Genomic DNA, 25941 nt, shown 5'->3' with positions numbered 1-25941 from the left:
AGGCGACCTCCCGTGGCTGTCGACCGCCTGCTGCCCACCGCAGAAGCACATGAGCTCATCGCGCTGACCCGCGATATCGCCGATCGGGTGCTCGACCCCATCGTCGACGCCCACGAGAAGGCCGAGACCTACCCCGAGGGTGTCTTCGCCCAGTTGGGCGCTGCCGGGCTGCTGAGCCTGCCGCAACCAGAGGAGTGGGGCGGTGGCGGCCAACCGTACGAGGTGTATCTGCAGGTGCTCGAGGAGATCGCGGCGCGCTGGGCGGCGATCGGGGTGGCGGTGAGCGTGCACAGCCTGTCCTCGCACGCACTGCTGATGTTCGGCAGCGACGACCAGAAGCGACGCTGGCTGCCCGACATGCTGTCCGGAGCGCAGATCGGCGCCTACAGCCTGTCCGAACCGCAGGCCGGCTCCGATGCCGCGGCCTTGCGGTGTGCGGCCGTCCGCGATGGCGATCACTACGTGCTCAACGGTTCGAAGGCGTGGATCACCCACGGCGGCAAGGCTGATTTCTACACCTTGTTCGCGCGGACCGGCGAGGGTTCCCGCGGGATCTCGTGTTTCCTGGTGCCCGGCGACACCGAAGGCCTGAGCTTCGGCCAACCCGAGGAGAAGATGGGTCTGCACGCGGTGCCGACCACCTCCGCGTACTACGACAACGCGCGCATCGAGGCCGACCGGTTGATCGGCGCCGAAGGACAGGGCCTGCCGATCGCGTTCTCGGCACTGGATTCCGGTCGCCTCGGCATCGCCGCAGTGGCCGTGGGTATCGCCCAGGCCGCACTCGACGAGGCGCTGCGCTACGCGAATGAACGAACTACCTTCGGGCGCAAGATCATCGACCATCAGGGACTGGGATTCCTGCTTGCGGCGATGGCCGCCGAGGTGGTCAGCGCGCGGGCCACCTATCTGGATGCGGCGCGGCGACGCGATCAGGGTCTGCCCTACTCGACACAGGCCAGCGTCGCCAAGCTGATCGCCACCGACGCCGCGATGAAGGTGACCACCGACGCCGTGCAGGTGTTCGGCGGGGTCGGCTACACCCGCGACTTCCGTCCCGAGCGGTACATGCGCGAGGCCAAGATCACCCAGATCTTCGAGGGCACCAACCAGATTCAGCGGCTGGTGATCGCCCGCGGGCTCACGGCCTGACGAAGGCGGGTTCCGGCGGGGAGGTCACCGTGACCGTCGTCCCGCGCCCCGGCGCCGAGTCCACATCCATGTCCCCACCCATCGCATCGACCCGAACGAGCAGCGATCCCAGGCCGATATGGCCGGCGGCCACCCGGTCGGCGACCAGGGACGGATCGAAACCGACGCCGTCGTCGGCAACCGTCAGCACCACCCGGTCGCCGACGCGCGCCAGCCTGATCGTCACCACCGTGGCGTGCGCGTGCTTGCCGACATTGGCCAGCAGTTCCCGGGCGGCCCGGTAGATCAGCGTCTCCGATTCCGGCTTGCCGACCTCCTCCAGATCGGCGATCACCTCGCCTTGCCCACGAGATTCGAACTGCCGCGCCAACTCCCGAACCCCGGCCGTCACACCGAGCTGCGCGAGCACCTGCGGGTGCAGTTCGGTGACGACGGAGCGCAACAGGGCCGCAGTCTGCTGCAGCGCCGAGTGCACCGCGTCCAGCGCGGGATCGGGCAGCCGTTCGCGGATCTCGTCGAGCTCCATCCGGGCGGCCAGCAGGTTCTGCAACGGGCCGTCGTGCAGGTTCTCGGCCACCTCGCGGTGACGCCGCTCGTCGGCAGCCATCGCCTCCGACACCAGTTGCCGGCGCACCTCCAGCAGCGCCTTGACCCGAGCCGAACGACGCGACAGCACAAGGCACAACGCGGTGGTCGCGACCGCCAGCCACATCAGGAAGCCGAAGTGGGTGTACACCATATTGGGCAGGCCGATACGGTCATCGCGCTTGGAGTAGACGATCCACACCGACAAATACGCTGCGGCCGTGAGCGTTCCGATGATGCCGGTCAGCCACGGCCGGTCTTGGAACGCCACCGAGATGGGCAGCAGGAAGAACACCGGCAGCAGCGCCGCGGTGGCACCTCCGGACACCAGGCACAGCACCACGATGACGAGGACGTCGACTCCCGTGGACGCCCAGTCCGCCCAGCGCGGCAGCGGACCCCGCAACGCCACCAGCACCCACACCACGGCGGCGATCGCGTACGTGCCCAGCACCACCGCATAGAGACCGGGCAGCCAGTGGTCGACCTCCCAGATCCACACCAGCACCGCGATCAACGCGATCAGCGGTAATCGCAGCACCGCGGAGACCCGGACCGGTTCGGCCGCGAAGAAGTCGACGATGCGCGCCACGTCAGTCGAGCAGCTTGCGCCGCATCGCCTCCGCCACCGCGGCCGCCCGGTCGCCGACGCCGAGCTTCTCGTAGAGCCGTTGCACGTGGGTCTTGACCGTGGACGGCGCCAGATACAGCTCCTTGGCCATCGCCGGGATGCTCAGCCCACTGGCGATCATGCCGAGCACCTCCCGCTCGCGGGCGGACAGCGTCGGCGCATCGGGCTCGTGGCGGCGCCGGATCTCCCCGGCCAGCGACGCGGCCAGCGCAGGGGCGATCACATCGCGTCCCCGCGCACAGTCCAGCACGGCGCTGACCAACTCGCCGCGGGTCGACTCCTTGGACAGGAAGCCGGCCGCGCCGTCCTGCAACGCCTTGTAGACGATGGCCGATTCGTCGTGGGCCGAGATCAGCAGCACCCGGGTGGGCAGCTGGTCGCGGGTCACCGCGGCCGCCACCTCGGAGCCGTCCATTCCCGGCATCCGGTAATCCAGCAGCGCCACCGCAGGTGTGTGGGTGCGGATGGCCTCCAGTGCGGCCACTCCGTCATCGGCCTCCGCGACCACCTCGATGGATCCGCTGGCCACCAGTGCCCGGACCACCCCGTCGCGAAACATCGGGTGGTCATCACCGACCACCACACGCACCTTCTGTGCCGAGTCCTGCATGCGAGTCAGCTTGTCACAGCTTGCGCCGACCGGGAGAGTCATCGGTATGGATTCCGACGAGCTGCAGTGGTTCGTCGTGCTCGCCGAAACCGAACACGTCACCGACGCGGCGGCCGAGCTCGGCATCAGCCAGCCGACGCTGTCGCGAGCGCTGGCCCGGCTGGAGGCCCAGGTGGGTGCGCCGTTGTTCGACCGGGTCAACCGCAGATTGGCGCTCAACGCCTACGGCCGGATCCTGCTCGAGCATGCCCGCCGCAGCATCGCCGAAATGCGTTCGGCCACCGAACGTATCGCCGCGCTGCGAGACCCGGAGACCGGCCTGGTGCGGCTGGCGTTCCTGCATTCGCAAGCCGGTGGGTTCGTTCCGGAACTGTTGCGGCGGTTCCGGGCCGAGGCACCCCGGGTGCGATTCGAGCTGTTCCAGGGTGCCGCCCACGAGATCGTCGAACGGCTCGCGGACGGACAGGCCGATCTCGCGGTCACCTCTCCGCGGCCGCCGGGCTTCCCGTGGCGCGGCCTCTACGTGGAGCGGCTGTGTCTGGCGGTACCTCGCGAGCACCCCTTCGCCCGACGGACCCGCATCCGGCTCGCCGACGCGGGCGCCGAGCCATTCGTCGGGCTGGCACCGGGATTCGGGCTGCGCCAGCTGACCGACGAACTGTGCGAGGAGGCCGGGATCGACCCGCCGGTGGTCTTCGAGGCCATGGAGATCCCGACGATGGAAGGGCTGGTGGCGGCGGGATTCGGGGTGGCGGTCGTCCCGGTGCCCAGACCGCAGCGCGCCGAACCCGGTGCGGCCTATGTTCCGCTCACCGAGGCGTCCGCCAAACGGCAGATCGGGCTGACCTGGAACGGCTCCCGGGAGGTGCCGCCCGCGGCGGCGCGGCTGATCGATTTCGTCATACAGAATCGTCATGAACTAACCTAAATTCATGCATTGGACACATCGTTTGGGCGGTCCTACCGTCGTCTGAGTGACTTCTGCGACGACCACGGCGACCTGGCGGGGACATGCACGTGGGTCGGCCGAGTACCGCAGGCTGCTGGCCGCGTTGTTCTGCGCGGGCGTCGCCACCTTTGCACAGCTGTATTCGCCGCAGGCCGTGCTGCCGCTGATCGCCGCCGATCTGGGCACCGGTGCCGCGCACGCCGCGCTGACCGTCTCGGCCGCCACCGTCGGCCTGGCGCTCGGCGTGATCCCGTGGTCGGTGCTTGCCGACCGGATCGGCCGGGTTCAGGCGATGACGATTTCCGTCGCCGCGGCAACGGTTCTCGGGCTGCTGGTTCCATTCGCACCGACCGCCGGCCTGCTGCTCGGCGGCCGACTGCTCGAAGGACTGATGCTCGGCGGTGTCCCCGCCGTCGCCATCGCCTACCTGACCGAGGAGATCGCATCCGGTCACGCCGCCCGCGCGGCGGGCACCTACGTGGCGGGTACGACGATCGGGGGCCTGGCCGGCCGGCTGGTCACCGGACCGGTCGCGCAGTACGTCGGCTGGCGCGCCGGCGTACTCACGGTGGCGGTGCTATGCGGCTTGGCGGCAACGGCATTCGTCAAACTTGCGCCGCGCGCACGCGGCTTCATCCCGTCGCGCAGCCGCGATCTGGGCCACAAACTGCTGGCCAATCTGCGCTCACCCCGGCAGCTGGTGCTGTTCGGCCAGGGTTTCCTGCTGATGGGCGGGTTCGTCGCGATGTACAACTTCCTGGGCTTCCGACTGATGGCGGCGCCGTTCCACCTGCCGCAGACGTTGGTCAGTCTGATGTTCCTGGCCTATCTGGCCGGGACCTGGGCTTCGGCACGTGCCGGCGTCGAAGCAGGCCGGCACGGCCGCCGCACCGTACTGCTCGCCTCTACCGCGACGATGATCGCCGGCACCGCGATCACGCTCAGCGACAACATCTTTGCGGTGCTGGCCGGGCTGCTTCTGGCCACGGCCGGATTCTTCGGCGCCCACTCGATCGCCTCGGGCTGGGTGGGGACCGCGGCCGCGGAGGGCAAGGCGCAGGCCTCCTCGCTGTACAACCTCTGCTACTACGCCGGCTCCAGCGTGGTCGGCTGGTTCGGCGGGGTGGCCTTCGACACCGCCGGCTGGCCGGCCGTGGCCGGGACCGTCATCGGGCTGGCGGTCCTGTCCGGTCTACTCGCCGCCGTGACGCTCAGAACAGCGGAACATCCTCGCCGGTGAACTCCTCGCCGAAGGAGGCGGGCGGGGTGCACCCATGCCTGCTTCCACTTGTCTAACCAAGTGGCATATCGTGACGGTCATGGACTTCGCGATGTCTGCCAAGGCGGCTGATTACCACAAGCGGCTCTCCGACTTCATGGTCGAGAACGTGTTCCCGGCCGAGGCGTCGTATCACGCCTATCGCGACCAGATGGGTCCCAAGGACCACACGGTGCCGCCGGTGGTCGAGGAACTCAAGGTCAAGGCCAAGGCGGCCGGGCTGTGGAACCTGTTTCTGCCCGCCGAGTCCGGACTGACCAACCTGGAGTACTCCCCGCTGGCCGAGCTGAGCGGCTGGAGCATGGAGATCGCCCCCGAGGTGCTCAACTGTGCCGCCCCGGACACCGGGAACATGGAGACCCTGCACCTGTTCGCCAACGAGGCGCAGCGCACGCAGTGGCTGGAACCCCTGCTCAACGGTGAGATCCGGTCGGCATTCGCGATGACCGAGCCCGCGGTGGCCTCCAGCGATGCCCGCAATATCGAGACCACCATGCTGCGCGACGGCTCGGACTACGTCATCAACGGTCGCAAGTGGTGGATCACCGGGGCGTCCGATCCGCGCTGCAAGCTGCTCATCGTCATGGGCCGCACCAACCCCGACGCCGCCAGCCACGCGCAGCAGTCGATGATCCTGGTGCCCATAGATACACCTGGGGTCACCGTCCTTCGGTCGTTGCCGGTGTTCGGCTGGCAGGACCAGCACGGGCACTGCGAGATCGTGTTCGACAACGTGCGCGTGCCGGTGGAGAACCTGCTGCACGAGGAAGGCAGCGGGTTCGCGATCGCCCAGGCCCGGCTGGGGCCGGGCCGGATCCATCACTGCATGCGCGCCCTGGGTGCGGCCGAGCGGGCGTTGGCGTTGATGATCGACCGGGTGCAGACCCGCATCGCCTTCGGTAAACCGCTGGCCGAACAGGGCGTGGTGCGCGAGCAGATCGCCAAGTCGCGCAATGAGATCGATCAAGCCCGGCTGCTGTGCGAGAAGGCCGCCTGGACCATCGACCAGCAGGGCAACAAGGCCGCGCACGTGCTGGTCTCCCAGATCAAGTCCGTGGCCCCGCAGGTCGCGTGCAATGTGCTCGACCGCGCCATCCAGGTACACGGCGGCGCCGGGGTGTCCGATGACTTCCCGCTGGCCCGCCTGTACGCCTGGCACCGCGCCATGCGCCTCTTCGACGGTCCCGACGAGGTGCACATCCGCACCATCGCCCGTGCCGAACTCGGCCGGGAGAAATCGGCGTTTGCGGCGGCTGTGACAAAGTAGTCAGCGTGGAACTGTCGGGTGCCTGGAACTTCCGTGACGTCGCCGAGCAGACCGGGATCCGTCCCGGCCTGCTGTACCGCTCCAGCGAATTGAGCCGGCTCGACGACAGCGGTCGTGCCACCCTGTCCGCGCTCGGCATCGCCGATATCGTCGATCTGCGCTCGCACCGTGAGGTGGAGCGCCGCGGCGGGGGCCTGCTGCCCGCCGGCGTGGCCGTGCATCTGCTGCCGTTCCACTTCGACGACGACAGCGAGCAGGACGCACCGCACGAATCGACCTTTCAGCGGGTGATGTCCGAGTCGCCCGCAGACGAGGACGTCGCCGAGTCGGCCAAGCGCTACATGGCCGAGGTCTACGAGGAGTTCCCCGCCCTACCGGGTGCCCAGACCGCGGTGCGGCAGGTCATCGCGATGCTGGCCGACCACAAGCCCGTGCTGGCGCACTGCTTCGCCGGCAAGGACCGCACCGGATTCACCGTGGCGACCGTGCTGGAGGCCGTCGGCATCGACCGCGCGGCCATCCTGACCGACTTCCTGCGCAGCAATGACGCGATCGCCCCGTTGCGCGAGCAGATCCTGGAATCGGTGCGCGCCCGATCGGACTCCTCCGAGGTGATCACCTTCGCCGAGGCCCGGCTGACCGACGAAGTGCTCGGGGTGCGCGAGGAGTACCTGGACGCGGCGTGGCGGGTGCGCGACGAGAAGTACGGCTCACTCGGCGGTTTCCTGGACGTCGCGGAAGTGACTCCCGACCAACTCGACCGACTGCGCGCCGCCCTGCATCAGTGATTTCGGCGCGCTGACGCGCGCTGAGCGCACGCGAGCGCGCCGAAATCACCAGGCAAGCACCGCGACGGCCCAGGCGATGGTGGCCAGCAGTGCCCCGGTGAACTCCACCCCGACCGACAGCGCCACACCTTTGACGGCGTGCACGGTGGACGCCCACGCCCGGCGCTGATCCCGGCGTTTGGCCAACTCGGCCAGATACACCCCTAGGACGAAACCGAGAACCAGGCCCAGCACGGGCACCACGAAGAACCCGATGACACCGAGCACCCCGCCGGCCACCAGGCTCCGGGTGCCGACCTCGGCGGCCCGCATCCGGCGCACCGGCCACGTGTACTTGATCACCTCGGCGGCGACGAAGCACGCCGCGGCGACCCCGAGGGTCACCCAGCCCACGGCGGTCTGCTCGACCAGCGCCCAGACCAGGATCGCGGCGAAGACCAACAGCCCGCCGGGCAGGATCGGTATCACGATGCCGGCCAGGCCGATGGCGATGACCACGGCCACCAGGACGACGCCGAGGGTGCTCACCGCTTCAGGCTACGGAACGAGGACGAGCTTGCCCCGGATCTTGCCGTCGGCCAGCGCCTGCAGACCCGCCGCCCCGTCGGCCAACGGGTAGCTCACCGGTGCGGGCGGGCGCAAGCCCGCCGCCACCAGTTGCGCCAGACCGGCACCCACCTCGGCCTGCGCGCCCGGGGACTGCCGGACGAACTCGCCCCACCCGACGCCGACCACGCTGGCATTGCGCAGCAGCAGCCGGTTCACCTTGACCGTCGGAATACCTTGTCCGGCAGCAAATCCGATGACCAACAGCCGGCCCTCGGGGGCCAGCACCCGGATGGCGTCATCGAACGCATCACCGCCGACCGGGTCCACCACCACATCCACACCGCGGCCGCCGGTCGCCTCCAGTACCGCCTGGCGCCAGCCGTCGGTCAACGGCAGGGCCACGTCGGCACCCACGCCGGACACGAAGTCCAGGGCGTCGGGCCGGTGCACCAACGCCACCACCCGCGCCCCCAACGCCTTGGCGATCTGGATACTCGCCACGCCGATACCGCCGGCCGAACCGAGGACCAACACCGTCTCCCCGGCCCGCAATGCCGCGCGGCGCGCCAGGGCGAAGTACATCGTGTAGTAGTTGCCCAGCAGAGCCGCCGCCGACGCGTCGTCGATGCCCTCGGGAGTCGGCACCACACTCGATGGCGCCACCGCCACCTGCTCCGCGTAACCACCCAGCATGGTGAATGCCGAAACACGCTGCCCAGCAGTAAATCCCGATTCGACAGGAGCCGAACGCACGGTTCCGGCCACCTCCATCCCCGGGGTGAACGGGGGTTCCAACCTCAGCTGGTATTCACCGCGCAACAGCAGCAGGTCCGGGAAGCAGACGCCGGCCGCGCCGACGTCGATGATCACCGCATCCGGGGATACGGGATCGTCGACATCGGTGTAGGCAAGCCCCTCGGTACCGGTCAGGGATTGTGCGACAAGGGCTTTCATCCGAGCTTGAAGCTCGCCGCCTGCGCGGCAGACATATCGGTGATCTCGCCCCACTTGGCCGCGATCTCGTCGACCGAGGGCACCTGGGTGAAGGTGACGCCGTCGTTCTGGAACAGCGCGGTGCGCTGCACTTTGCCACCACCGACGATGAACACCGAATCGGTGTCGGGCAGTTCCTCGGTCATCAGGTAGGCCACCACCGGCGCCACGTACTCGGGGGTCAGCTTCTCGAAGACCTCGGGCGGCAGGATGTCCTGGGTCATCCGGGTGGCCGCGATCGGCGCGACGGCATTGGTCTTGATGTTGTACTTCGCACCCTCCTGCGCCAACGTGTTGATCAGCCCGACCAGGCCGAGCTTGGCGGCACCGTAGTTGGCCTGTCCGAAGTTGCCGAACAGACCGCTGGTGGAGGTGGCCACCACCACCCGGCCGAAGCTCTGCTCGCGGAAATGCGGCCACGCGGCGCGGATCACGTTGTAACCGCCGTACAGATGTACCTTCAGCACGGCGTCCCACTGCTCGAAGGTCATCTTGTGGAAGGTGCCGTCACGCAGGATGCCGGCATTGCTCACCACACCGTCGATCTTGCCGAACTCGTCGATGGCGGTCTTGATGATGTTCTCCGCACCCGCGGACTCGGCGACGCTGTCGTAGTTGGCGACGGCACGACCACCGGCGGCCTTGATCTCCTCGACGACCTGGTCGGCCATGTTGTGTCCGGCACCGGACCCGTCACGGGCACCGCCGAGGTCGTTGACGACGACGCTGGCCCCTTCACGGGCCAGCGTCAGGGCGTATTCACGGCCCAGTCCACCACCGGCACCGGTGACGACGACGACGCGATCCTGCACTCCGGGCATGGGATTCCTCTCCACGGTTTTCTGTCCGGTTGTCGGACGACAACCTTCTGTATACGGAAGTCGGTTCGGCGGCGGTAGACCGGGTCCGCCGACGACGTGTTCCTGCCAACCGCCGATCAATCACCGCCATCGGGATTACCTCGCTGACCTGTGCGTTTCACCCATCAGAGGGCGCGAAAAGCACCTAAGACGGCAGAAGAGAGAAGCACGATCATGACGAACGGCAAGAACATCAGCATCACCGCGATCATCGCCGGCGGGCTGACCGCCGCCATCCTGGGCCTGGCGGCCCCGGCGTCGGCCGATATCACCCACCACGACTGGATCTACGACATCCAGCCGCACGCGTCGGCGCCGCAGGTGGACAACACGGTTCATCAGAGCCACTGACGTACCGACGAAACCGGGGGTATCCGAACGGATGCCCCCGTTTTCGTGCGTCAGAAGATCTTGCGGGCCAGTTTCCATGCCTTCTCGGTGTAGGGCGGATAGATCATCTTGGCCAGGTCCGGCCGGGTCGGCTTGGTCAGCACCGACTTTCGGTGGCTGAACTCCTCGAATCCGAAGCGCCCGTGATAGGCGCCGATGCCCGAGGGCCCGACACCGCCGAACGGCAGCCGCGTGGTGGCGAAGTGGAAGATCAGGTGGTTGACCACCATGCCGCCGGCCGGCACGTCCCGGATCACCCGCTCCCGGGTGTCCTTCGACCCGCTGAACAGATAGGCCGCCAGCGGCTTCGGCCGGGCGTTGACGAAATCGATTGCCTCAGAGAGGTTTTGTACGGTGATGATGGGCAGGATGGGGCCGAAGATCTCGTCGGTCATCAGCGGTTCGTCGAGCGCGGGGTCGAGCACGACGGTCGCGTCGATCTCGAGGGCCTCGGCATCGGATCCGCCGCCGATCACCACCTCACCGGTCGTGACGGCGAGCGCCCCGGCCAGTCGATCGAAGTGGCGCCGGTTCACGATCCGCTTGCCGCCTACAGCGTCGGCTTCGAACGCCGTCACGGCCTGTGTGATCCGGTCGACGAGTTCGTCGCGGATGCTGGCGTCGGCCAGCACGTAATCGGGAGCGATGCAGATCTGGCCGGAGTTGATGAGTTTGGTCCAGGCGATGCGCTTGGCGGCCACCTCGACATCCGCGTCGGCGGCGACGATCACCGGGCTCTTGCCACCGAGTTCCAGCGTCACCGGCGTCAGATGGGCGGCCGCACTCTGGTAGACCTTGCGCCCGATCTCGGTACCGCCGGTGAAGCACAGCTTGTCGAAGCCCTGGTCGATGAGTTCCTGGCTGACCGCACCGTCGCCCTCGACGACCACGACCGCGCGCGGATCCAGATAGCGCGGCACCAGTTCAGCCATCAGCGCCGACGAGGCCGGCGCCAACTCGGACGGTTTGAGCACGACGGCGTTGCCCGCGGCGATCGCGCCCACCGCCGGTCCGAGGGTCAGCGCGAACGGAAAGTTCCAGGCACCGATGACCAACACCGTGCCGAACGGCTCGTATTCGATCCAGCCGCGGCCCGGCAGCTGCGAGATCTCCAGGCGCCGATACTTGCGGCGGGCCCACTTCGCCACGTTTTTGGCGGCGTCACCGGCCTCGGCGGCCACGCTGGCGACATCGGCGAGCCACGCCTCGAACGGCTTGCGGCCGAGGTCCTCGTCGAGGGCGGCGGCGATCGCCAACTCGTTGTCGACCACGAGTCGCTGCAGGGCCAGCAGCTGCTGCTTGCGCCACCGCAGGTCGCGGGTGCGGCCGGTGGCGAAGGCCGCGCGGACATCGGCGACGATCGCCGGGATATCGGGAGCCGCGACCGGGGTGGTCGCTGGGGTCGCATCGGTCGTGGTCACGGGCGCGTCCTTCCGCATGAGATGCCCCGAATACTAACCACTTGGTTGGGCGGCCAGAAGACCCCGCCGCGCCTGTTTACCGGCGGACCGCGGTCACGAAGTAGGAGAACGCGTCATCCCCGGGGGTGTCGGGGCCGCCGGGCAGCGCCCAACGGCCCAGCCTGCGCATCTCGTCGGCCGAGGTGACCGCTGTGCTGTCCCAGCCGTGCTCGGCCAGCCAGACGGCGACATCCGCTCGGTCCGGGTCGTTGTACATCAGCTCACCCACATCGATGCTCTCGCCCATCCCGAATTTCTCCCGGATGGCGTCGAACCGGGCTCGCATCTCCTCGCGACGCTCCTGGGCCTGACGGGGCGCAGTCTCGACGGCGATCCGGCTGCCCGGCGCACTCAGCTCGGTGATCTGGCCGAACAGCCGGTCCTGCGCGTCGGCGGGCAGATACATCAACAGCCCCTCGGCCAGCCACGCGGTCGGCGCGCCGACGTCGAATCCTGCGCGGGTGAGCGCGCCGGGCCAGTCGTGCCGAAGGTCGACCGGCACCTGATGCAGCGTCGCGGACGGTCGGACGCCGTGTTCGGCGAGCACCGCGGCCTTGTATTCGAGCACCTTGGGCTGGTCGATCTCGAAGACGGTGGTGCCTGCCGGCCAGTCCAGCCGATAGGCCCGCGCGTCCAGCCCGGAAGCCAGGATCACGACCTGCCGGACGCCCGCATCGACGGCGGAGGCGAAGAACTCGTCGAAGAATTTCGTCCGCACCGCCTGGTAGCTGCCCATATGGGTGAAGATCGCCGCAGCCTCGGCATCGATCTCGGCCGCCTTGGCGACGAACTCCTTGTCCAGCATGAAGTTCCACACCCCGGCCTCGGTGCCGCCGACCAGAATCTTGGCGTACGGATCACTGATCAGGGGATCATCCCGGTCGGTTTCGGCCGCGCGGGCAGCGGCCACCATGACGGCAGTGGTTCCGACGCTGGTGGCGATGTCCCAGGTGTCGTCGTCGGTGCGCAGAGAACTCATTCCGCCATGCTACCGAACAACTTAGATTAGCTATACGCTAGCGCCGGCGCCAGTTACGTCGGCAGCGACCAGAGCTTGTTAGCCAGCAGCAGTTCGAACTTCTCGATAACACGTTCCAGATCTGCATGCGAGCCGACGTACCCGGCGTAGAAGCCCATCCCCCACATCACGGCGACAAGGAGCTCGACAAGCATCTCCACGTCGGTGTCGGTGGTTAGCTCCCCACTGTCCATCGCCTCGCGGACCGCCCACGAAAGGAACTCCCGCGAACTGGCCAGCGAGTCGTGGGTCTCATGGGCGAGCTCAGGATGACGCTGCGCTTCCAGCACCGAGGTGACCAGGAAGGCGGCCACCGAACGATCCTTGGTATCGGTCTGCATGACCGCCGAGAAGAATGCCGACAGCCTGGCCAGTAGCGTCGACTGGGCCTTGGCTCGCTCGAACCCGGCGCCCACCACCATGGCATTGGTCTGCTCGATCACCTCGCGATAGAGCACCCGCTTGCTCTCGAAGTAGTGATTGATGGCGGGCCTGGTGAGGTCCGAGCGGATGGCGATCGCCTGAAAGGTCGCGGCGTCATAGCCGAGTTCGCTGAACACCTCCCGCGCGGCCTGCAGGATACGCTCTCGGGTGTCTGCTGCTTTGGCCGCAGGCGGGCGACCCGGTCCTCTGCTGGCTATGTGCGGCACAGTCAAATTGTGCCACAGATTACCCACTTCACTACCGCGATCTTCACCTCGGCGTTATCTGCAGCTCGCGTCCAGCAAACGTTTGTTATCGTTGCTCCGGGCGCCGGACCGGCGCAGCCCGGCAATATCCGTGGACAGACCAAACTAAGGTGTCCCACCATGGGGGTTGGCGTGTCGAGGGATTCATATTTCGAAGCCGGTATCGACATCTTGTCCGACCTCGGCTACGGCGGCCTGAAACTGGCGGAGGTATGCCAGCGACTCGGTGTCACGACGGGCTCGTTCTACCACTACTTCACCAGCTGGTCGTCCTACACCCGAGCGCTCGTCGACAACTGGGTGCAGGTGAAGACCACCCAGATCATCGACGCGGCCCGAGCCGAATCCGATCCGCGGCGCAGGATCGGCACGCTGGTCGAGGAGGCGCTCGCCCTGCCGCACGGCGCGGAGGCGGCAATCCGGGTGTGGAGTTCCATCGACCCGACGGTGGGTGAGGTGCAGCGCACCGTCGACCAGCAGCGGTTCGACATCATGAAGGAATCGGCGCTGGAGATCCTCACCAGCGACCGTCAGGCGCATGTGTTCGCGATCGCCGCGGTATATCTGCTGACCGGCTATGAGCAGGCCTCGTTACCCCGCGATTTCGCAGACCTGCGCTGGTTGGCCGACCAACTGCTCGACGGGCTGGACTCCGGGATGTTCGGCACCGTTCCGGACCACTCGTGACCGTCTAACATCGTCGGGCATGCTCACCCCCGGTCTGTGGCTCAGGCTGTGGGGGAGGGTGCATGCTCGCGACCCCGAGTACGACGCCATGCGTCGCGCCGTGCGCGCCGGGCTGATGATGCCGGTGGTCGCCGCCGCCGGGTTCAGCGTCGGTGGCGTGCAGACGCCGCTGTTCGCGATTCTCGGCGCGGTCGCCCTGCTGATCCTCGTCGACTTCCCCGGAAACCGGCCCGCCCGGGCACTGGCCTACGCCGGGCTGGGCGTCAACGGGGCCGTCCTGGTCACCCTGGGCACCGTGATGGCGCCCGTGCCGTGGTTGGCCGTGGCGGTGATGTTCGTGGTGGCGGCGGCGGTGATGTTCGCCGGCGTGCTCAGTGAGATCGTGGCCGCCGGCCAGCGCTCCACCCTGCTCACCTTCGTTCCGGCACTGTGCCTGCCGCCGGGCCCGATTCCGGATCGCCTGCTCGGCTGGGTGATCGCCCTCGCCCTGTGCGTGCCCGCCGCGCTGTTCCTGTTTCCGCCGCGCCATCACAACGAACTTCGGCTGTACGCCGCCCGGGTCTGCGCGACGCTCGCCGACGCGCTGGACCGGGCCGAACCGAGCGCCGAGGACCTCGACGCCGTTCACGATGCGATGGACAAGCTGCGCACCACTTTTCTCGGTGCCGATTTCCGCCCGGTCGGACTGACCGCAGGCAGCCGGGCGCTCGTGCGGGTGATCGACGACCTGCAGTGGCTGTCCGACCTCGTGACGCGATCCCCCGGCACCGCGCTTGCCGAACTGCGGGACCCGATCGTGGCGGTGTTGCGTGAGTCCGCCGCCGTGCTGGAGACCGGCGGCCCGCAACGCGATGCGCATCGCAGCGCGCTGGCCCACGCCTTGGCCGTGCAGCGACTGCTCGCGCAGAGCCGGTACCGCGAGGACATCTGCGAGATCCTTGACGAACCCGATGACGCCGCGGCGCTGGGAATCGGACGAAAGCTGTTGACCCGCAGAACGATATCGGCGTGTGCCGGCGCGACAGGGCGGGTGATCGGACTGGCCGCCGACGCCGACGCCCGCCCGGTGTGGGCGCGAGTGCTGGGCCTGCGACTGCCGGATTCCGGCGCGGCCGCGCGGGTGCTGTCCGAATCCGAGGCGATCGCCAGCATCCCGTCGGGGTTGGTCGCGACACGGGCCGTGGTGGTGCGCAACAGTCTTCGCACCGGATTGGGGCTGGCCCTGGCCGTCGGGGTGACGCATCTGTTCCCCCTGCAGAACGGGCTGTGGGTGGTACTGGGCGCCATGTCGGTGTTGCGCAGCAGTGCCCTGACCACCGGGACCCGCGTCGTACGCGCGGTCGCCGGGACGGTGATCGGGTTCGGGCTCGGCGCGGCCTTCATCGCCCTGATGGGCGTGGACCCGGTGGTGATGTGGCTGGCGCTGCCGCTGGTCGCATTCGGGTCGGCGTTCGTCCCGGAGGTGGCGTCGTTCATCGCCGGACAGGCCGCGTTCACCATGATGGTGGTGATCATCTTCAACCTGATCCACCCGATCGGCTGGCGGGTGGGCCTGATCCGGGTCGAGGACGTGGCGATCGGCGCCCTTGTCGGCGTGGTGGTGTCGCTGCTGTTGTGGCCGCGGGGCGCGGCCGCGGCGGTGACCCGGTCACTGGATGCCGCCCGCGCGGCCGGCACGGCCTATATGAAGGCCGCGGTGCTCCGGGTGACGCGGGGCGCCTCCGAGGAGGCCGACGACCGCATCACCACACTCGGCCACGATGCGCTGTCTGCCGGCAGAACCCTGGACGACACGGTGCGCCACTATCTTTCGGAGAGCGGGGGCTCGACCGACCTGCGCGCGCCGGTGATCAGGTCGGCCAACCGAGCCACCCGGCTGAGGGCCGCGGCCGAGCTGATCGCCGATGTCGTCCCACCGCCCCTGGCGGTCTACCCCCAGGTGCGTGAAGCCCTCGAATCTCATTGCCACGCAGTGTGCGAACGGTTTCGCGGTGTCGAGTCCGTGCACTTCGGTCCGCCGATCAGCGACGATTTCGTGCGGGCCCTGCGCGCCGGCGCCGGTGCGGGCGAACTGGCGATAGCGGCCGCGCTGCCGCTGGTCACCGTCGCCGCCCATCTCGGCGAACTGGAACTGCTCTACCCTGAACCGGTCAGTGATGGGGCCGGAGCGCATTCGGCGGCACCGTCCCGAACCGGCCCGCGTTGAAATCCTCCAGCGCTTCGATCACCTCGGACTTGGAATTCATCACGAACGGCCCGTAATGGAAGACCGGCTCGCGAATCGGCTTGCCGCCCAACAGCAGAACCTCCATCGCCGAGCGGTGGGAGTCCTGGGAGCCAGCCGCGGCCAGCGCGATCCGGTCGCCCGGCCCGAGCACGGCCAGCTGACCCTGCTGGATCGGGTGACTCACCGGCCCCACCGAGCCGCGCCCGGACAATACGTACACCAGGGCGTTGAACCGCCTATCCCATGGCAGGTCAAGCCGCGCGCCCGGGGCAATCGTGGCGTGCGCCAACGTGATCGGGGTATGTGTACCGCCCGGCCCGGTGCGGCCGTCCACCTCACCGGCGATGACGCGGACGAGCGCCCCGCCGTCGGCCGAAGAGAGCAACTGCACCTCACGCCCCTCGATGGCCTGGTACCTGGGCGTGGCGAACTTGTCGGCACGGGGCAGGTTCACCCACAGCTGGATGCCGTGGAACACGCCGCCGCTCTCGACGAGTTCGGCCGGTGGCGTCTCGATGTGCAAGATCCCGGCCCCGGCGGTCATCCATTGAGTGGCACCGTCGGTGATCAATCCACCGCCACCGTGCGAATCCTGATGGGCGAAGCGGCCGTCGATCATGTAGGTGACGGTCTCGAATCCGCGGTGCGGGTGCCAGTCCGTTCCCCTCGGCTCACCGGGCTGGTATTCGATTTCGCCCATCTGATCCATATGGATGAACGGGTCGAGGTCGGCGGCACTTACGCCGGCGAACGCGCGCACGACGGGGAAGCCCTCCCCCTCGAAACCGCGTGGGCCGGTGGTGATCGAACGCACGGGGCGTTCGGTGTCAGCAGGTTCTGGCCCCGCGATGCGGGGCAAGGTCAGCGTGTCGGCTGTGATGGCAGGCATGTCCGGATTAACCGGACCATGGTCCGATTAATTCCCCGCACATTCGCCGCCTACCCCAGGACGGCGCGTGCGGCGGCTCGGGCGTCCGCGGCGCTGGCGGTACCCAATACGGCCTCGGCGGCGTCGCGGCACTGCTGCAAGGTGACCTGCGCGAGTTTGGCGCCCACGCCCTGGACCGCGGCCGAGGCCGCCGACAGTGAGGTCACGCCGAAGCCGGTGAGCACACACGCCAGCAGCGGATCCGCCGCCGCCTCCCCGCACACGCCGACCGGCTTGCCCACCGCGGCACCGGCGTTCACCGCCATGGCGACCAGTGCCAGCACCGCGGGCTGCCACGGATCGGTGAGGGTGGCCAGGTCCGCAGACATCCGGTCGGCGGCCATCGTGTACTGCGCAAGATCATTGGTGCCGATCGACAGAAAGTCGACGTGCTCGAGAATCCGGTCGGCCAGCAGCGCCGCGGCCGGCACCTCGATCATCACGCCCGCCATGAGCCCGTGTGCACGGACCTTGGCCGCAAAGCTCTTCGCCTCGTCGGCGGTCGCGATCATCGGCGCCATCACCCATGGCGGGTTGCCGGATCGCTGCGCCGCGGCGGCAATGCCCGCGAGCTGGCGATCGAGCAGCCCCGGGTTGCCCGTCGCGATCCGGATACCTCGCACCCCCAGCGCGGGGTTGGCCTCATCCGGGTGGCCCGCGAACTTGAGCGGTTTGTCGGAGCCGGCGTCGAGGGTGCGGATCACGACCTTGCCACCGGCGAAGGCCTCGAGTACCTCGGCGTAGATGCTCGCCTGTTCTTCGACCGTTGGTTCGGTGTCGGTGTTGAGGAAGCACATCTCGGTACGGAACAGGCCGACGCCCTCTGCGGGTGTCTGGCGGGCGGCCCGCGCCGCGGCACCGTCCTGGACGTTGGCGAGCACGGCGACGGCGTGGCCGTCCGCCGTCGCGCCCGGCCCGGACCAACCGGCTGCGGTCGCGGCGGCACGCTGCGCCTCGGCCACTTCCGCACGGGCAGCAGCATCATCCGGCGAGACGGTCACCGTGCCGCGGGTGCCGTCGACGAGCACCTTGGCGCCGACGGGCACGTCATCGAGTCCGGTGACGGCGACGACGCACGGGATACCCAGCTGACGGGCGATGATCGCGGTGTGGCTGGTCGGTCCGCCCAGCGTGGTGGCCAGGGCCACCACCAGCGACGGATCCAGGCCCGCGGTATCGGCGGGCGCGAGGTCTTCGGCGCACAGCACCGAGGGCACATCGGGTTGCGGGACCCCCGGCTCGGGCAGGCCCACGAGTTCGGCGATCACCCGATCCCCGATATCGCGCAGATCGGTGACCCGCTCGGCCATCATCCCGCCGATCTGGGTGAACAGCCCGACGAACTGGTCGACGGCGGCGGCCACCGCACGCACGGCCGGGGCGCCCTCGGCGATGCGCTTCTCCGCGGCACCCAGCCAGGCCCGGTCCTGCGCCAGACCGGCGGTCGTCGCGAGCACTTCGGAGGCGGCACCGGTGGCGCGACCGGCCCGCTCCCGCAGCCGTTCGGCCACGGTCGCGGCCGCGGCGGTGAACCTGGCCGATTCCGCCGGGCGCTCGTCCTCGCCCAGCGAATCGGCACCGAGATCGATGACCGGCTTGCGCCCGGGACGGATCACCGGGGCATAGGCCACTCCGGGCACTACGGGGACACCGGTCAGGACGAGGATCCCGGTGTCCGTCACAGATGGGGAACTCATGTGAGCCACGTTACAAGAAATCGTTGACAAGTCAACACAAACAAGCGTAAAACAACACATACCAACATTCGTCACCGGGTTAGCACCCGAAAAACCCACCCGATCCCAGACCTCGAGCACCGAGACCGGAGCCATGTACGCCGAAGAACGTCAGCAAGCGATCGCCTCCCTGGTGATCAGGCAGGGGCGCGCGTCCGTGGCCGAACTTGCGCAGGCCTACGACGTCACCACCGAAACCGTCCGGCGCGATCTCGCCGTCCTGGACAAGGCGGGGCTGGTGCGCCGCGTGCACGGTGGCGCGGTTCCGTCGCGAGCCCTGCACCTGGTCGAGCAGGATGTCGACGAACGCGACACCACCCGCTCCGATCAGAAGGACGCGATCGCCGCGGCCGCCGCCGACTTCTTCCCACTGTCCGGTTCCAGCGTGCTGCTGGACGCCGGTACCACCACCAGCCGGATCGCCGCGGCCATGCCCACCGACCGCGACCTCGTGGTGGTGACGAACTCCATCCCGATCGCCGCCCGACTGTCGGCCGTCCCGTCGGTCACGCTGCAACTGCTCGGCGGACGGGTCCGCGGCCTCACCCAGGCGGCCGTGGGCGACGCCACGCTGCAGGCACTCGATCACCTGCGGGTGGACATCGCCTTCATCGGCACCAACGGCATCAGCGTCCGCCACGGCCTGTCCACCCCCGACCCCGACGAGGCCGCCGTCAAACGCGCCATGGTCCGCAGCGCCAATTACGTTGTGGTGGCCTCGGATTCGTCCAAGATCGGACGCGAGGAGCTGGTGAGCTTCGCACCCCTGTCCAGCGTCGACGCGCTGGTCACCGACACCGAGATCACCGACGCCGACCGCACCGAACTGACCGGTCTCGGCATCGAGATCGTCCTGGCAGGAGCCGCGGCATGATTGTCACCGTCACACCCAATCCGAGCATCGACCGCACGGTCACCCTCGGCACTCCCCTCACCCGGGGGGCGGTGCACCGGATCGGATCGGTCACCAACGAGCCGGGCGGCAAGGGCGTCAACGTGGCCCGCGCCCTCGGACTGGCCGGACTGGACACCATCGCCGTATTACCTGCCTCCGATGCCGATCTCATCCTGGCCGCACTGCGGGCCGCCGGCGTCCCGTTCCGCAACGTGCCGATCCGCGGCCAGGTGCGGACGAACCTGGCCATCACCGAAAGTGACGGCACCACCACCAAACTCAACGAGCCCGGCGCTCCCTTCGAGGCGGCTGCGCTGCAGGAGCTGACACACACCGTGCTGCAGGCCGCCCAAGGTGCCAGCTGGGTGGTGCTGTCGGGCTCGCTTCCCCCGGGCATCCCCGTGCACTGGTACGCCGATATGGTGGCCGCACTGTCGGATTACGACTGCCACGTCGCCGTGGACACCTCGGACGCACCGCTGGCCGCTCTCGCGGCGGGTTTCGGTACCGCCGCCCCCGATGTGATCAAGCCCAACGCCGAGGAGCTCGCCGGCTTGACCGGCCACTCGGCCGCCGAGCTGGAAAGCGCTGCCGCCCAGGGCGATACCGGACCGGTGGTGGCCGCGGCCCGGCAACTGATCGACCGTGGCGCGGCCGCCGTCCTGGTCACCCTGGGAGCGGCCGGAGCCGTGCTCGTGGACGGCGACGGCAGTTGGCTCGCCACACCGCCACCCATCGTCCCGCGCAGCACGGTCGGCGCCGGGGACTCGTCGCTGGCCGGCTATGTGCGTGCCGCACTGGAAGGTGCGCCACCCGCGCAGCGGCTGCAGATGGCCGTCGCCTACGGCAGCGTCGCGGCCGCGCTGCCCGGTTCGGCACTGCCCGCGCCCTCCCAGATCAACACCGAAGCCGTTGCGGTGAGGTCACTCTCGCCGTCCGCCGCCTGATCCCGAACCCCGACAAGAAGGTCACGTCATGTCCCCCACCGATACCGCACAGCCGGTGATCACCACCGACCTGGTGCTGCTCGACACCGATGCCGGCACCAGCAACGAGTCCGTCATCGCCCACATCGCCGCACTGCTCGCCGCCGCGGGCCGCACCGGCGACGCCGACGGCCTGGTGGCCGCCGCCATGGCCCGCGAGGGTCAGTCGGCCACCGGTCTCCCCGGTGGAATCGCCATCCCGCACTGCCGCTCGGCCTTCGTCGACACGCCGACCATCGGGTTCGCCCGGTTGGCGCCGGCCGTGGACTTCGGCGCCCCCGACGGCCCCTCGGATCTGGTCTTCCTCATCGCCGCACCGGAATCCGGTGGTGCCGACCACCTCAAGTTGCTGTCCAGTCTGGCCCGCGCCCTGGTCCGCAAGGAGTTCGTGGAATCGCTGCGGACGGCCAAGACCGCGGGAGAACTCGTGGCACTCGTCGACGGGGTGGTGAACCCGGCCCCCGCCGGCGGTCCCGCCGCCGCCGTTGCGCCCGTCCCCGGCAAGACCACGTCGATCGTGGCGATCACCGCCTGCCCCACCGGTATTGCGCACACCTACATGGCTGCCGACGCCCTCAAGCTGGCCGCAGAACGGGCCGGTGTCACCTTCACCGTCGAGACCCAGGGCTCCTCCGGCAGCACCCCGCTGCCTGCCGACACCATCGCCGGCGCCGACGCCGTCATCTTCGCCACCGATGTCGGCGTCAAGGACAAGCAGCGTTTCGCCGGTAAGCCCGTCATCGCCTCGGGCGTCAAGCGAGCCATCAACGAACCCGACACCATGATCTCCGAAGCCATTGCGGCCGCGACCGATCCGCATGCGGCCCGGGTATCCGGCTCGGTCGAGGAGGCCGGCGCCGCGTCCGCGGCGAACAGCCTGGGCTGGGGCACCCGGTTGCGTCAGATCCTGCTCACCGGCGTGAGCTACATGATCCCGTTCGTCGCCGCCGGCGGCCTGCTGATCGCGCTGGGCTTCCTGTTCGCCGGCTACGACATCGCCAACGCACCCGAGGGGGCCAAAGGGCTGTCCTTCGGCATGAACTCACTGGGTGCGCACATCGCGACCGGAAACTCGCTGGTGAACCTGCCGGCCGGCGGGTTCGTCCAGTACCTCGGCGCGGTGTTGTTCACCCTCGGCGGCCTGGCCTTCATGTTCCTGGTCCCCGCGCTGGCCGGCTACATCAGCTTCGCCATCGCCGACCGGCCGGGTATCGCACCCGGATTCACCGCCGGCGCGGTCGCCGTCTTCGTCGGTGGTGGTTTCATCGGCGGTATCGTCGGCGGCCTGATCGCCGGGTTCGCGGCGCTGTGGATCAGCAAGATCAATGTGCCGCAGGTGTTCCGGGGTCTCATGCCGGTGGTCGTGATCCCGCTGTTCGCCTCGCTGATCGTCGGCCTGCTCATGTTCATGCTGCTCGGCCGCCCGCTGGCCGCGATCACCTCCGGACTGACCAACTGGCTCAACGGACTGACCGGCGCCTCGGTGATCCTGCTCGGGGTGATCCTGGGTCTGATGATGTGCTTCGACCTGGGTGGGCCGGTCAACAAGGCCGCCTACGCCTTCGCCACCGCCGGCCTCAACGTCAGCGATGTCGCGTCCCTGCGCATCATGGCCGCGGTGATGGCCGCCGGCATGGTGCCGCCGCTGGCCATGGCGTTGGCCACCCGGCTGCGGCCCGGGCTGTTCAGTGAGCCCGAACGGGAGAACGGCAACGCCGCGTGGTTCCTCGGTGCCGCGTTCATCTCCGAGGGCGCCATCCCGTTCGCCGCGGCCGACCCGCTGCGCGTCATCCCGTCGATGATGGCCGGCGGTGCCGTCACCGGAGCGCTCATCATGGCCTTCGACGTCACGCTCAAAGCGCCGCACGGTGGCATCTTCGTGTTCTTCGCGATCGGCCACCTGATGTGGTTCCTGGTCGCCCTGGCCGCCGGAACCGTGGTCGCCGCCCTCGCGGTGGTGCTCGCCAAACAGTTCACCAAGACGCCCGTATCCGCCTGATCCGTCCCACCCATCGCACCACCACCGCCAAGAGGAGAACAGCAATGCCCAGCAAGACCGTCGTCGTCGGATCCGCCATCGGCCTGCACGCCCGGCCGGCCGCCATCATCGCCGAAGCCGTCGTCAACGCCGGCGTCCCCGTCACCCTGGCCGTCGACGGTGGCGAGCCGGTGGACGCCGGTTCCGCGCTGATGATCATGACCCTCGGCGCCGGCAACGGCGCCCAGGTGACCGTGGCTTCCGACGACGCCGCCGCGCTGGCCACCGTCGCCGACCTGGTCGCCCAGGACCTCGACGCCTGAGGCGCGCCCGTGCGCGTCACAGAAAGCGCAACTGCCCCCTTCGTCGTCCCCGTAATATTGCTCTGACGTCAGCCTGCGAGACCCATCTGGCAGGCTGACGTTGCGCGAACACGCCGCCAACACGGGGCCTTCGCTTTGCTGCGGTTGTGCCTGCACATCCGCATCCGGGGATTGCAAGGGGAGTGGACAACGTGCGACGTATCGCCGCGCTGCTGGCCGCGTGCGTGTTGTTGGTGGGTACGGCCCCGCCGGCGGGTGCGGTCGAGCCACCGACGATCGATCCGGCGGCGGTACCGCCTGACGAGACCGGGCCCGATCAACCCACCGAGCAGCGGCGGGTGTGTTCGGCCCCGATCACGTTCCCGAACTCGAACTTCACCGACAAGCCGTGGGCCAACGACTATCTACGGATCGCCGACGCCCAGAAGTTCGCCACCGGCGCCGGTATCACCGTCGCCGTCATCGATACCGGGGTCAACGGCTCGCCGCGGGTTCCCGCCGAACCGGGCGGCGATTTCGTCGACAAAGCCGGCAACGGTATGTCGGACTGCGACTCCCACGGCACACTGACGGCCTCGATCATCGCCGGACGGCCCGCGCCCACCGACGGGTTCGTCGGTGTCGCACCCGATGCCCGCATCCTGTCGCTGCGCCAGACCTCGGACAACTTCCAGCCGGTCGGCTCCCGCAACGACCCCAACGATCCGAACAGCACCCAGACCGCCGGCTCCCTGCGCAGCCTGTCCCGGTCGATCGTGCACGCGGCCAATCTCGGCGCCCAGGTGATCAACATCAGCGAGGCGGCCTGCTACAAGGTCACCCGCCCGATCAACGAGTCCGGCCTGGGCGCGGCCATCAACTACGCCGTCAACATCAAAGGTGTCGTCATCGTGGTCGCCGCGGGCAACACCGGTCAGGACTGCACGCAGAATCCGCCGCCCGAGGCCGACCAGCCCAACGACCCCCGCGGCTGGAAACAGGTCCAGACCATCGTGTCGCCCGCCTGGTATTCGCCGTTGGTGCTCACGGTCGGCGGGATCGGCGAGACCGGACAACCGAGCAGCTTCTCGGTCTCCGGTCCCTGGCTGGATGCCGCGGCACCGGCGGAGAACATCATCGCGCTCGGCTACGACGGCAACCCGGTCAACGCGCTGGCCGGTACCGACGGGCCCATCCCGATCGCCGGCACATCCTTCGCCGCCGCATATGTGTCCGGGTTGGCGGCGCTGCTGCGTCAGCGCTTCCCCGAGCTCACCCCGGCGCAGATCATGAACCGGATCACCGCGACCGCCCGCCATCCCGGCGGCGGGGTCGACAACTACGTCGGTGCCGGCGTCATCGACCCGGTGGCCGCACTCACCTGGGATGTCCCGTCCGGCCCGTCTGCCGTGCCGTACCGGGTCAAACAGCTTCCGCCCCCGGTCTACATCGCGCCCCCGGATCGCAGACCCATCACCATCGTGGTGCTCACCGGCACCGCGGTGGCGCTGATCCTCGGGATCGGCGCACTGGCCCGGCGTGCCCTGAGGCGCCGATGAGAGAGTTCTTCGGCCAGTTCGGTTTCCGGTTCACCACCGCCCACCTGCTGTGGGCGGCGGTGCTGATTCCAGCCGTCGTCGTGGTGTCCATCCCGATGAACCTGCTGTGGCTCGGCATCACGCTCGGCGCGCTGATCGCGATCGCCACCACGCTCACCATCCGGGGCCGGCGGCTGACCGGGTGGATCGCGGCACTGTTCTCCTGGCGCCGGCGGCATACCGTCGCGCCACCGGCACCGTCGGAACCCGATGTCGGCGCCACGGTGCTGCCCGGTGACCACGTGGCGGTGCGGTGGGAGGGCGACGCGCTGATCGCGACCATCGAGCTGGTCCCCCGGGCGTTCACCCCAACGGTGCTGGTCTCGGGCGAGGCGTTCACCGACGATGTGGTGGACACCCGGCTGGTGGAGAAACTCATCGCGGCGCACTGCCCCGAACTGGAGGCCGATGTCGTGTCGGCGGGTTACCGCGTCGGCAAGACCGCGCCCGCCAATCTGGTGGCGCTCTACGAGCAGGTGGTCGGGCCGTATCCCGCCCCGGCGAACCGACGGACCTGGATCGTGCTGCGCGCCGACCCCGAACGGACCCGGCGACCGGCCCAACGGCGCGAATCCGGAGTCGCCGGCCTGGCCCGCTACCTGGTCGCCTCGACCACCCGGATCGCCGATCAGTTGGCGGGCAACGGGATCGACGCACGGTGCGGGCGCAGCTTCGACGACTTCGACCGTGCCACCGAGATCAGCTTCGAACGCGAATCCTGGTCCTCCATCAAGGGCCGCAGCACGTTCACCGCCGCATATGTGGCACCGGGCGGCCCGAATGTGTGGTGGTCGGCCCGTGCCGACCACACCATCACCCGGGTGCGTATCCGGCCGGGCAGCGCCCCGACCACGACGGTGCTGCTGACCACGCTGGCCAATCCGACCACGCCGCGCGGTTTCTCGTGCCTGTTCGGCGGGCAGCGGGCCGCACTGCTGGGCAAGAGCCCGGTCTCCGACCGGCATTACGAACTGCCGATCGGCTCGGCCGGTGTGCTGGTGGGTGAGACGGCCGACCGCTACCCGGTCTACATGCCGTTCGACGATGTCGACGTCAGCATCAACCTCGGTGACGCCCGGCTGTTCACCCAGTTCGTGATCCGGTCCGCCGCGGCGGGGGGTGTGGTCACCTTGGGCCCGCAGTTCCGCGAGTTCGCCGGGTTCGTCAACGCCCGCATCGGCAGTGAGGCCAAAGTGACGTGGCCCAATGCCACCACCTACCTGGGGCCGCATCCCGGTGTCGGCCGGGTGGTGTTGCGCAGCAACTTCATCGGAACCCCGCGGCATCGACAGCTACCGATCCGGCTGATCAATCCGCGTGAGGAGAGCCGGTACCAGATGGCGCTGGAGGGGGCGTCGTGACGCCCCAGCGAGAAGCGGAGCGG

24 protein-coding genes are annotated in these 25941 nt (G+C 68.8%); 14 read left to right on the top strand and 10 right to left on the bottom strand.

The window, feature by feature from the left end; all coding sequences use genetic code 11:
- Positions 1 to 12: 12 nt before the first annotated feature.
- Positions 13 to 1152 carry an acyl-CoA dehydrogenase family protein gene (locus tag FHU31_RS02085; protein WP_167155290.1) on the top strand — a complete coding sequence of 380 codons (1140 nt, stop codon included), beginning with the start codon at positions 13 to 15 and terminating at the stop codon, positions 1150 to 1152.
- Here the strand turns inward: FHU31_RS02085 and FHU31_RS02080 are convergent.
- Positions 1142 to 2329 (bottom strand): sensor histidine kinase, encoded by a 1188-nt coding sequence (locus FHU31_RS02080; protein WP_167155287.1) that lies wholly within the window; start codon positions 2327 to 2329, stop codon positions 1142 to 1144. The genes FHU31_RS02085 and FHU31_RS02080 overlap by 11 nt on opposite strands.
- Position 2330: 1 nt before the next feature.
- Positions 2331 to 2978, bottom strand: coding sequence for a response regulator (locus FHU31_RS02075; RefSeq protein WP_167155284.1), 648 nt, complete (start codon positions 2976 to 2978; stop codon positions 2331 to 2333).
- Positions 2979 to 3024: 46 nt separating this feature from the next.
- On the opposite strand from FHU31_RS02075, the gene FHU31_RS02070 reads away from it, so the two are divergent.
- The 4 genes from FHU31_RS02070 to FHU31_RS02055 all read left to right on the top strand — a co-directional run bounded on the left by FHU31_RS02070 (position 3025) and on the right by FHU31_RS02055 (position 7261).
- The gene (locus tag FHU31_RS02070) at positions 3025 to 3906 is read left to right on the top strand and encodes a LysR family transcriptional regulator (RefSeq protein ID WP_167155281.1); all 882 of its coding nucleotides are present in this window, start codon (positions 3025 to 3027) and stop codon (positions 3904 to 3906) included.
- Between the two features lie 46 nt (positions 3907 to 3952).
- Positions 3953 to 5167, top strand: a complete 1215-nt coding sequence (locus FHU31_RS02065; protein WP_167155278.1) for an MFS transporter — start codon at positions 3953 to 3955, stop codon at positions 5165 to 5167.
- Positions 5168 to 5246: 79 nt separating this feature from the next.
- A complete protein-coding gene (locus FHU31_RS02060; protein ID WP_167155275.1) occupies positions 5247 to 6473 on the top strand; it encodes an acyl-CoA dehydrogenase family protein in 1227 nt (408 codons plus the stop codon).
- A gap of 5 nt (positions 6474 to 6478) precedes the next feature.
- Positions 6479 to 7261, top strand: coding sequence for a tyrosine-protein phosphatase (locus FHU31_RS02055; protein WP_167155273.1), 783 nt, complete (start codon positions 6479 to 6481; stop codon positions 7259 to 7261).
- Positions 7262 to 7306: 45 nt separating this feature from the next.
- Here FHU31_RS02055 and FHU31_RS02050 read toward each other — a convergent pair whose 3' ends face one another.
- The 3 genes from FHU31_RS02050 to FHU31_RS02040 are packed head-to-tail and all read right to left on the bottom strand — an operon-like array spanning position 7307 to position 9624.
- Positions 7307 to 7789 carry a DUF456 domain-containing protein gene (locus tag FHU31_RS02050; protein ID WP_167155270.1) on the bottom strand — a complete coding sequence of 161 codons (483 nt, stop codon included), beginning with the start codon at positions 7787 to 7789 and terminating at the stop codon, positions 7307 to 7309.
- 9 nt (positions 7790 to 7798) lie between these two features.
- Positions 7799 to 8764 carry an NADPH:quinone oxidoreductase family protein gene (locus tag FHU31_RS02045; protein WP_167155267.1) on the bottom strand — a complete coding sequence of 322 codons (966 nt, stop codon included), beginning with the start codon at positions 8762 to 8764 and terminating at the stop codon, positions 7799 to 7801.
- Positions 8761 to 9624: an SDR family oxidoreductase gene (locus tag FHU31_RS02040; protein WP_167155264.1), complete on the bottom strand. Its 864-nt coding sequence runs from the start codon at positions 9622 to 9624 to the stop codon at positions 8761 to 8763. The genes FHU31_RS02045 and FHU31_RS02040 overlap by 4 nt, the downstream gene beginning before the upstream one ends.
- A 213-nt stretch (positions 9625 to 9837) precedes the next feature.
- Here FHU31_RS02040 and FHU31_RS02035 point away from each other — a divergent pair, with 213 nt between their 5' ends.
- Positions 9838 to 10014 (top strand): hypothetical protein, encoded by a 177-nt coding sequence (locus FHU31_RS02035; RefSeq protein ID WP_167155261.1) that lies wholly within the window; start codon positions 9838 to 9840, stop codon positions 10012 to 10014.
- Positions 10015 to 10064: 50 nt separating this feature from the next.
- On the opposite strand, the gene FHU31_RS02030 is transcribed toward FHU31_RS02035, so the two are convergent.
- The 3 genes from FHU31_RS02030 to FHU31_RS02020 form a co-directional block, all read right to left on the bottom strand.
- Positions 10065 to 11474, bottom strand: coding sequence for an aldehyde dehydrogenase family protein (locus FHU31_RS02030; RefSeq protein ID WP_263988194.1), 1410 nt, complete (start codon positions 11472 to 11474; stop codon positions 10065 to 10067).
- A gap of 76 nt (positions 11475 to 11550) precedes the next feature.
- Complete coding sequence (locus FHU31_RS02025) at positions 11551 to 12492, bottom strand: class I SAM-dependent methyltransferase (RefSeq protein WP_167155255.1); 942 nt, start codon at positions 12490 to 12492, stop codon at positions 11551 to 11553.
- A gap of 53 nt (positions 12493 to 12545) precedes the next feature.
- Positions 12546 to 13181, bottom strand: coding sequence for a TetR/AcrR family transcriptional regulator (locus FHU31_RS02020; RefSeq protein WP_167155252.1), 636 nt, complete (start codon positions 13179 to 13181; stop codon positions 12546 to 12548).
- 159 nt (positions 13182 to 13340) lie between these two features.
- Between FHU31_RS02020 and FHU31_RS02015 the strand changes: the two genes are divergently transcribed.
- A complete protein-coding gene (locus tag FHU31_RS02015; RefSeq protein ID WP_167155249.1) occupies positions 13341 to 13907 on the top strand; it encodes a TetR/AcrR family transcriptional regulator in 567 nt (188 codons plus the stop codon).
- Between the two features lie 19 nt (positions 13908 to 13926).
- Positions 13927 to 16113 carry an FUSC family protein gene (locus FHU31_RS02010; RefSeq protein ID WP_167155246.1) on the top strand — a complete coding sequence of 729 codons (2187 nt, stop codon included), beginning with the start codon at positions 13927 to 13929 and terminating at the stop codon, positions 16111 to 16113.
- Here the strand turns inward: FHU31_RS02010 and FHU31_RS02005 are convergent.
- On the bottom strand, positions 16058 to 17023 hold the full coding sequence (locus FHU31_RS02005) for a pirin family protein (RefSeq protein WP_167155243.1): 966 nt from the start codon (positions 17021 to 17023) through the stop codon (positions 16058 to 16060). The genes FHU31_RS02010 and FHU31_RS02005 overlap by 56 nt on opposite strands.
- A gap of 50 nt (positions 17024 to 17073) precedes the next feature.
- Complete coding sequence (locus FHU31_RS02000; RefSeq protein WP_167155240.1) at positions 17074 to 18819, bottom strand: phosphoenolpyruvate--protein phosphotransferase; 1746 nt, start codon at positions 18817 to 18819, stop codon at positions 17074 to 17076.
- Between the two features lie 73 nt (positions 18820 to 18892).
- Here FHU31_RS02000 and FHU31_RS01995 point away from each other — a divergent pair, with 73 nt between their 5' ends.
- From FHU31_RS01995 to eccE, 6 genes are all read left to right on the top strand, one after another.
- Positions 18893 to 19672 (top strand): DeoR/GlpR family DNA-binding transcription regulator, encoded by a 780-nt coding sequence (locus FHU31_RS01995; protein WP_090359147.1) that lies wholly within the window; start codon positions 18893 to 18895, stop codon positions 19670 to 19672.
- A complete protein-coding gene (locus FHU31_RS01990; RefSeq protein ID WP_167155238.1) occupies positions 19669 to 20640 on the top strand; it encodes a 1-phosphofructokinase family hexose kinase in 972 nt (323 codons plus the stop codon). The genes FHU31_RS01995 and FHU31_RS01990 overlap by 4 nt, the downstream gene beginning before the upstream one ends.
- A gap of 28 nt (positions 20641 to 20668) precedes the next feature.
- Complete coding sequence (locus tag FHU31_RS01985; protein WP_167155235.1) at positions 20669 to 22678, top strand: PTS fructose transporter subunit IIABC; 2010 nt, start codon at positions 20669 to 20671, stop codon at positions 22676 to 22678.
- Positions 22679 to 22722: 44 nt separating this feature from the next.
- Positions 22723 to 22980 carry an HPr family phosphocarrier protein gene (locus FHU31_RS01980; protein ID WP_090359152.1) on the top strand — a complete coding sequence of 86 codons (258 nt, stop codon included), beginning with the start codon at positions 22723 to 22725 and terminating at the stop codon, positions 22978 to 22980.
- A gap of 191 nt (positions 22981 to 23171) precedes the next feature.
- A complete protein-coding gene (mycP, locus tag FHU31_RS01975; protein WP_167155232.1) occupies positions 23172 to 24518 on the top strand; it encodes a type VII secretion-associated serine protease mycosin in 1347 nt (448 codons plus the stop codon).
- Entirely contained in the window at positions 24515 to 25918 is a 1404-nt protein-coding gene (eccE, locus tag FHU31_RS01970; RefSeq protein WP_167155229.1) for a type VII secretion protein EccE, read from the top strand. The genes mycP and eccE overlap by 4 nt, the downstream gene beginning before the upstream one ends.
- Positions 25919 to 25941: the final 23 nt, after the last annotated feature.

This window comes from Mycolicibacterium fluoranthenivorans, assembly GCF_011758805.1.
Classification (GTDB): domain Bacteria; phylum Actinomycetota; class Actinomycetes; order Mycobacteriales; family Mycobacteriaceae; genus Mycobacterium; species Mycobacterium fluoranthenivorans.
The sequence above is the reverse complement of the archived record's forward strand: the minus strand, read 5'-3'. Positions and strand labels throughout refer to the sequence as shown.

Coding starts and splice junctions, on each gene's coding strand:
- FHU31_RS02075 (WP_167155284.1), bottom strand. CDS start 2,978: ATGCAGGACTCGGCACAGAAGGTGCGTGTGGTGGTCGGTGATGACCAC.
- FHU31_RS02070 (WP_167155281.1), top strand. CDS start 3,025: ATGGATTCCGACGAGCTGCAGTGGTTCGTCGTGCTCGCCGAAACCGAA.
- FHU31_RS02060 (WP_167155275.1), top strand. CDS start 5,247: ATGGACTTCGCGATGTCTGCCAAGGCGGCTGATTACCACAAGCGGCTC.
- FHU31_RS02045 (WP_167155267.1), bottom strand. CDS start 8,764: ATGAAAGCCCTTGTCGCACAATCCCTGACCGGTACCGAGGGGCTTGCC.
- FHU31_RS02040 (WP_167155264.1), bottom strand. CDS start 9,624: ATGCCCGGAGTGCAGGATCGCGTCGTCGTCGTCACCGGTGCCGGTGGT.
- FHU31_RS02035 (WP_167155261.1), top strand. CDS start 9,838: ATGACGAACGGCAAGAACATCAGCATCACCGCGATCATCGCCGGCGGG.
- FHU31_RS02025 (WP_167155255.1), bottom strand. CDS start 12,492: ATGAGTTCTCTGCGCACCGACGACGACACCTGGGACATCGCCACCAGC.
- FHU31_RS02015 (WP_167155249.1), top strand. CDS start 13,341: ATGGGGGTTGGCGTGTCGAGGGATTCATATTTCGAAGCCGGTATCGAC.
- FHU31_RS02010 (WP_167155246.1), top strand. CDS start 13,927: ATGCTCACCCCCGGTCTGTGGCTCAGGCTGTGGGGGAGGGTGCATGCT.
- FHU31_RS02005 (WP_167155243.1), bottom strand. CDS start 17,023: ATGCCTGCCATCACAGCCGACACGCTGACCTTGCCCCGCATCGCGGGG.
- FHU31_RS02000 (WP_167155240.1), bottom strand. CDS start 18,819: ATGTGTTGTTTTACGCTTGTTTGTGTTGACTTGTCAACGATTTCTTGT.
- FHU31_RS01995 (WP_090359147.1), top strand. CDS start 18,893: ATGTACGCCGAAGAACGTCAGCAAGCGATCGCCTCCCTGGTGATCAGG.
- FHU31_RS01990 (WP_167155238.1), top strand. CDS start 19,669: ATGATTGTCACCGTCACACCCAATCCGAGCATCGACCGCACGGTCACC.
- FHU31_RS01985 (WP_167155235.1), top strand. CDS start 20,669: ATGTCCCCCACCGATACCGCACAGCCGGTGATCACCACCGACCTGGTG.
- FHU31_RS01980 (WP_090359152.1), top strand. CDS start 22,723: ATGCCCAGCAAGACCGTCGTCGTCGGATCCGCCATCGGCCTGCACGCC.
- eccE (WP_167155229.1), top strand. CDS start 24,515: ATGAGAGAGTTCTTCGGCCAGTTCGGTTTCCGGTTCACCACCGCCCAC.